Annotated in this window: 6 protein-coding genes, 1 tRNA gene and 2 pseudogenes; 5 read left to right on the top strand and 4 right to left on the bottom strand. The window is 36.1% G+C overall.

The window, feature by feature from the left end; genetic code table 11:
• On the top strand, nt 1–733 hold a 733-nt coding region (locus NL42_RS05830), incomplete at its 5' end, for an SDR family NAD(P)-dependent oxidoreductase (RefSeq protein ID WP_461312079.1).
• A gap of 170 nt (nt 734–903) precedes the next feature.
• Here NL42_RS05830 and NL42_RS05825 read toward each other — a convergent pair.
• Nucleotides 904–979, bottom strand: a tRNA-Asn gene (locus tag NL42_RS05825).
• A gap of 58 nt (nt 980–1,037) precedes the next feature.
• Here NL42_RS05825 and NL42_RS05820 point away from each other — a divergent pair.
• Nucleotides 1,038–1,172, top strand: a pseudogene (locus tag NL42_RS05820) (hypothetical protein); the annotation flags it as partial.
• A 41-nt stretch (nt 1,173–1,213) separates the two neighbouring features.
• Nucleotides 1,214–1,645: a hypothetical protein gene (locus tag NL42_RS05815; RefSeq protein ID WP_461312078.1), complete on the top strand. Its 432-nt coding sequence runs from the start codon at nt 1,214–1,216 to the stop codon at nt 1,643–1,645.
• Nucleotides 1,646–1,660: 15 nt separating this feature from the next.
• On the opposite strand, the gene NL42_RS05810 is transcribed toward NL42_RS05815, so the two are convergent.
• Complete coding sequence (locus NL42_RS05810) at nt 1,661–2,098, bottom strand: PaaI family thioesterase (RefSeq protein WP_461312077.1); 438 nt, start codon at nt 2,096–2,098, stop codon at nt 1,661–1,663.
• Between the two features lie 186 nt (nt 2,099–2,284).
• Here NL42_RS05810 and NL42_RS05805 point away from each other — a divergent pair, with 186 nt between their 5' ends.
• On the top strand, nt 2,285–2,695 hold the full coding sequence (locus NL42_RS05805) for a GFA family protein (RefSeq protein WP_461312076.1): 411 nt from the start codon (nt 2,285–2,287) through the stop codon (nt 2,693–2,695).
• A 51-nt stretch (nt 2,696–2,746) separates the two neighbouring features.
• Here the strand turns inward: NL42_RS05805 and NL42_RS05800 are convergent, their stop codons facing one another.
• Nucleotides 2,747–3,982 carry a pyridoxal phosphate-dependent aminotransferase gene (locus NL42_RS05800; RefSeq protein ID WP_209831289.1) on the bottom strand — a complete coding sequence of 412 codons (1,236 nt, stop codon included), beginning with the start codon at nt 3,980–3,982 and terminating at the stop codon, nt 2,747–2,749.
• A 208-nt stretch (nt 3,983–4,190) separates the two neighbouring features.
• Here NL42_RS05800 and NL42_RS05795 point away from each other — a divergent pair, with 208 nt between their 5' ends.
• Nucleotides 4,191–4,370, top strand: a complete 180-nt coding sequence (locus NL42_RS05795) for a hypothetical protein (RefSeq protein WP_252612335.1) — start codon at nt 4,191–4,193, stop codon at nt 4,368–4,370.
• 32 nt (nt 4,371–4,402) lie between these two features.
• Here the strand turns inward: NL42_RS05795 and NL42_RS05790 are convergent.
• Nucleotides 4,403–5,804: pseudogene (locus NL42_RS05790) on the bottom strand (sensor domain-containing diguanylate cyclase); the annotation flags it as partial.

Raw genomic sequence — 5,804 nt, 5'->3', positions numbered from 1 at the left:
TGCGGGCTTTGGTTATAGTATTTCAAAAAAACTAATTGAGTTAGGTTACAAAGTTATTGGCTGTGGAAGACGGGCAGAAAAGCTAAAAGAATTACAACAAGAACTTGGTGAAAAGTTCTATCCCTTAGTATTTGATATGACAGATAGCGTAGAAAATATAAATAAAGCATTGGCTGAGTTACCAGCCGAATTTCAAATTAGTCAAATTGATCTATTGGTTAATAATGCTGGTCTAGCATTAGGGTTGGAGTCAGCAGATAAATCAGATTTAGATGATTGGTACACCATGGTTGATACCAATATTAAAGGCTTAATTACCGTTACGCGGTTAATTTTACCGAGTATGGTGAACAAAAAATCTGGTTTAATTATCAATATGGGATCAATTGCAGGTACATACCCATATCCGGGTGGTAACGTTTATGGTGCAACTAAAGCATTTGTGGAGCAATTTAGTTTAAATCTGCGAGCTGATTTGTCTGGTACAGGCATTCGAGTAACTAATATTGAGCCGGGGCTTTGCGGTGGTACAGAATTTTCTTTAGTGCGTTTTAAAGGTGATCAGGAGAAAGTGAACAATCTGTATGATAAAAAGAATCCAATTTTGCCTGAAGATATTGCAAATACGGTAGCGTGGGTTGCTTCACAACCTTCACATATTAATATTAACCGTATTGAAATGATGCCAACCACTCAGTCTTTTAATCCTTTAAAAGTAGTTGAAATGGAATAATGATTTAAGCAAGGAATATATTCTTTAAACTTAGATTAGATCATTAAATCAAGTAAGTCGTTTAAGCATGAAAATTAAATCCTCTATGTGTTGATAGGGGATTTTTTATAGATATTGATAAATTTAAGGCAAAAAAAAGCCCGCTTTAATGCTGCGGGCTTTTTAGTATTTGGCTCTCCCACCTGGGCTCGAACCAGGGACCTGCGGATTAACAGTCCGTCGCTCTACCGACTGAGCTATGGGAGAATCTGCATGCGATTATAAGGAGATTTTGAGAAGGGTCAAGTGTAAATTGTCATGTTGACTACATTTTTGTGCTGTATGGTTTTTATTTAACCAGTTGGGCAGTGAGCTAAGAAATTACTTGCGCTTTAAAAGTTCAATTGCTAGATTCAAAACAGAACAAGCGTTTGAAGAAATTCAAACAGTGTGGATTTAAACCAACTTGCCAGCACTAAAATGGCTAAATCGGAGATAAGTATGAAAACGCTTATGATTGCTTCTATTTTTTCTAATTTTGATTTTTATCAACAAAATTATCTTAATGTCTTAACTCAATCAGAATCTTATTACACACCTGTAGAAGATGCATGGATTGATGCTTATCCTTTCAAAAAACAGAATTTATATTTAGGGGATTTACTACAACTTTGGTTTAGTTCTAAATGGAATGTGCATAATTCACTTAAAATTTTAAAAAGCTCGAAATTATTAAACTCCTCTAAATCTCTCTATATTTTTCAATTGGAAGGGGAATTATTGTTGGGTAAAAATAAAGTGTTAGCTTGGTCTACTGAGCATCAAGAAATTATAGAACTTCAACTTAACAATATTTGGGCACCCTATGTGATTGCACAAACTTGTGAACGTCCAGATACTTCAGATTATCCAATAAAAAAGGCAGCGGTTTAAGGCTGCCTTTGATGATTATGGACGAATAACCATGCAGGTTGCTGTAGCATAGGCATACAGTTTTCCTTCCTCATCAATAATTTTTCCTTCAGAAATACCTAAATTTCTACTTAAGTTAATGACTTTTCCTATCGCAATTAAAGGATGATTTTTAGGAATTGGGCGGCACATTTTTACGTTAAGATCGATTGTGCCATAGCCTACACCCGCAGGTAACATAGTATGTATTGCACAGCCAGTTACAGAGTCTAAAACTGTAGCAGCAAAGCCACCATGTACGCCCCCGAGTGGATTTAGATGGTTATGATCTGCTTGCGCTTTAAAAGTAACAGAACCTTCTGAAATTTCAGTAGGTTGCATAGGTATGGTTTTACTAATACTTGCTGCTGGAATATGGCCATCAATCATCGCTTGTAAAAATTCAAGACCAGTCATTTCCATGGGATTTTTCATTTTTGAGTCCTTTAATTTTGTAAGTTCTTAAATGGAACTTAATTTTAAATTATGATGTAAAAGTACTATTGTCAAGTTAGAAAAATGAAGTGATAAGTTCAGTTATAGTTTACAAACTTGTAAATTTTAATTAGACAGAATATTTTATGAAATTAAAAATATAAAACTTATCAATGGGAAATAATAATGAACGGTCAATGTTTATGTGGTAAGACTACATTTAAGGTAGAGCTAAAAAATCATGATGTGCATGTTTGCCATTGTTCGATGTGCCGCCGACAAACCAGTGGTGTTATTATGACGATTGATGTTGTACAAGGCAGTCTAAAGTTTATTCAACAAGAGCATCTGAGTATTTTTAACTCTTCCGGATGGGGAGAAAGAGGCTTTTGCAACGCTTGTGGAACTACAATTTTTTGGAGAACTAAGGATCAAGGCTACTGCAACATTAATGCATTTTCTTTAGATGAACCAGTAGATGACTTAAAGTTAGATCTGGAAATTTTTATTGATTCAAAACCCAGTTTTTATGCCTTTAAAAATAATACAAAAAAAATGACTGAAGCCGAGGTGGTCGCCTTGTTTAACCCAGAATAATTCTAATTATAAAAAAGGCCTCAATTTTGAGGCCTTTTTTATATGTACAAATTATTTCGCAGCTTTTTCAGCTTCAATAGAAGCAATTGCAGCATCTACGCCTTCAATTGAGTCAGCAGCTTTTTTGATACGTGCTAACGCATCAACGAGCACTTCGTCAGCTGTTGCATATGAAATACGCATAAAACCGCCTAGACCAAATGCATCACCAGGCACTACTGCTACACCAGTTTCTTCTAGTAACCATTCAGAGAATTCTGTGCAAGATTTTAAGCCTTTTGCACGAATAAGAGGGCGAATGTTTGCATAGGCATAGAAAGCACCGTCAGCAGGCAAGCAAGAAATCCCTTTGATTTCATTCAAGCCGTTTACGACTAAGTCATGACGGCGTTTGAACGCTTTAATCATTGGTTGAAGTACGTCTTGAGGACCATTCAATGCAGCTTCAGCAGCAACTTGTGAAATAGAAGTTGGGTTTGAAGTTGATTGAGACTGGATTTTTTTCATTGCGCCAATGATTTTTGCTGGGCCGGCTGCATAGCCAATACGCCAACCTGTCATCGCATATGCTTTAGAAACACCATTTAAAACAATCGTACGATCATATAAATCTGGAGCAACAGTTGCGATGTTGTAGAACTCATCTTCCCAACGAATTGGTTCATACATATCGTCAGATGCAACAAATACTTGTGGGTGACGACGTAAAACTTCAGCTAAAGCTTCTAATTCAGCTTTGCTATAAATCATACCTGTTGGGTTAGATGGGCTGTTTAATACAACTAAACGGGTGTTAGGAGTAATAGCTGCTTCTAATTGTTCAGGAGTGATTTTGAAACGTTGGTCTTCACCACATTTCACGATTACTGGAGTACCTTCAGCAATAATGACCATATCTGGATAGCTTACCCAGAAAGGTGCTGGAATGATAACCTCATCGCCTTTGTTTAATAGAGCAAGAGCCAAGTTAAAGAAGCTCTGCTTACCACCACATGAAACCAAAATCTGATTCGCTTGATAATCGAGATTATTATCACGCTTAAATTTAGCAATAATTGCTTTTTTTAACCCAGGAGTACCATCTACAGCCGTATATTTGGTGAAACCATTATTAATTGCTTCAATTGCAGCATCTTTGATGTGTTGAGGGGTATCAAAGTCTGGTTCGCCAGCACCTAAACCAATCACGTTCTTGCCAGCAGCTTTAAGTTCAGCAGCTTTATTGGTTACAGCAAGTGTAGGGGACGGTTTGATAGCATTGACACGATCAGAAAGACGTACGTCCACGGCAATATTCCTCTTATGGGATTAAAAAATAAAAAGCATACTATCTTATCGCAAAAATTAAGCAATTTGCGGATGTGGGTATTTTTAGATGTAAAAAAGTTTGATTTAAGAAAGATGTTGTTGCTGTTTTATTCAATTGAAGCTTTTTTGGAAAGAAATGACAAAAATCATTTATAATAAGTCGCAATCGAAATTTCGAGAATGAATCATGACTGAGCAACAGCCAAAACAGAAAAAGGCTTTGGTGAAATTGCCATTCCCAATGCCGAATGAAAGCAATGAAGCCGACGACGCGGTACACAACCAAGTGCGTCCGAAACCAGAGCAATACGCAGATAGAACATGGATGCCTCCACGTGGTACTCGTCGTTCTATGGGAAAACGTTAAGCTCAAAAACAGGCAATATGCCTGTTTTTTTATTGATTAAATAAAATTTCCTGATAGTAGTTTTTTTTCTTTTGATACATGTGATGGTCAGCTCGCTTTAACATGTCCTCAATTTGTTCATTTGCTTGAGTTGTCGCATATCCAATTGCGATGCTAATGGGGTGGCTTGAATAATATTGATTATCGATATTAAAAAGCTCCTGAATGGTTTGAAGCATAATAAGAACATTCGCCTCATCTGCCCCTGGCATTAAAATCACAAATTCATCGCCACCTATTCTAGAAGCCGTATAGGGTGTATTTAAAATGGCCTGAGTTAAAATATTTCCAACGCGACGCAATAAACCATCCCCAATATCGTGACCAAACTGATCATTTGTTTCTTTTAATCCATTCATATCTAAGAAAATTGAAGAAACAGGTCGAATAATGCTTCGGTTTAAACGGTTAAGTTCTTCTGTAAAAAAAGCACGGTTATATAGTTTGGTCAGGACATCGTGTTGCCCTAGATATTCAAGATAGTTTTCCGCTTTTTTTCGTGCGGTAATATCGGTAAGTGCAACCTGTACCAGTCCCCAAGTCTCTTCATATCCAGGAAAAACGGTAAATTGAAGTAATACATTTCTCATTTGGCCATCTAAGGCATAGTTAATGGCTTCACGCTTATGATGAATATTACCTTGCCATAATTCGATGAGCTGCTCACGAAAGGTTTCAATCATCTCTTCAGCAAAAATCTTATGTGTATTTCTCAAAAGTGTCGACTTATCAGGAGCCTTAAATAAATCAAGAGTGGCCTGATTAACATCTAAAATTAGAATATCTTCTACACACTGGCGGACAAATTCAGGATGAACATCTAGAAAAGTTCTAAAATCTTCAATACCTAATAATCTGAGTTGATCAATTCTATTTTTTATACGACTGAAATCTTCGACCCAAAGAGACGTGGGTGAGTAGATAAACATGGATTCAGCCAAGCGACGATTTTTTTCTTCTTCACGAAGTGCATTTTGATAAGGAGTAATGTCTTCGGTGGTAATTAATACACGTTCAAAGGTTGATTCAGAACCGGGTAAAATTGATCCTCTTAACTGAACATCAATACGTTTGCCTGATAAAGTGTAATTTACAGTCGTACTTGAAAAATGGGTTTTACCATTCCATAGTTCTTCTAATTCATTAATATGTGATTCAAACATTTCTTTTTTAAAAATAAGATTTAAATTCGAATATAGCTCTTCGTGAGTTCTTGCTTCAAAAAGTTCTAATGTTTTTTGATTCACACGAACAATTTTAATTTTATGGGCACATTCAATAATTAAATTTTTATTTTGGCTTAGAAATTCATGGAGGTTTTCAATACCTTGATTTCTCCATAGATCAAATTGTTGTTTAACTTCACTGAAATCCTCAATCCACATCGGAATTGGG

It is taken from the genome of Acinetobacter sp. GN11 (assembly GCF_054823985.1).
The sequence above is the reverse complement of the archived record's forward strand: the minus strand, read 5'-3'. Positions and strand labels throughout refer to the sequence as shown.

Bases quoted from the DNA above. Each gene is read 5' to 3' on its own strand.
- NL42_RS05810 (WP_461312077.1), bottom strand. From the start codon at position 2,098: ATGAAAAATCCCATGGAAATGACTGGTCTTGAATTTTTACAAGCGATG.
- NL42_RS05795 (WP_252612335.1), top strand. From the start codon at position 4,191: ATGACTGAGCAACAGCCAAAACAGAAAAAGGCTTTGGTGAAATTGCCA.
- NL42_RS05815 (WP_461312078.1), top strand. From the start codon at position 1,214: ATGAAAACGCTTATGATTGCTTCTATTTTTTCTAATTTTGATTTTTAT.
- NL42_RS05805 (WP_461312076.1), top strand. From the start codon at position 2,285: ATGAACGGTCAATGTTTATGTGGTAAGACTACATTTAAGGTAGAGCTA.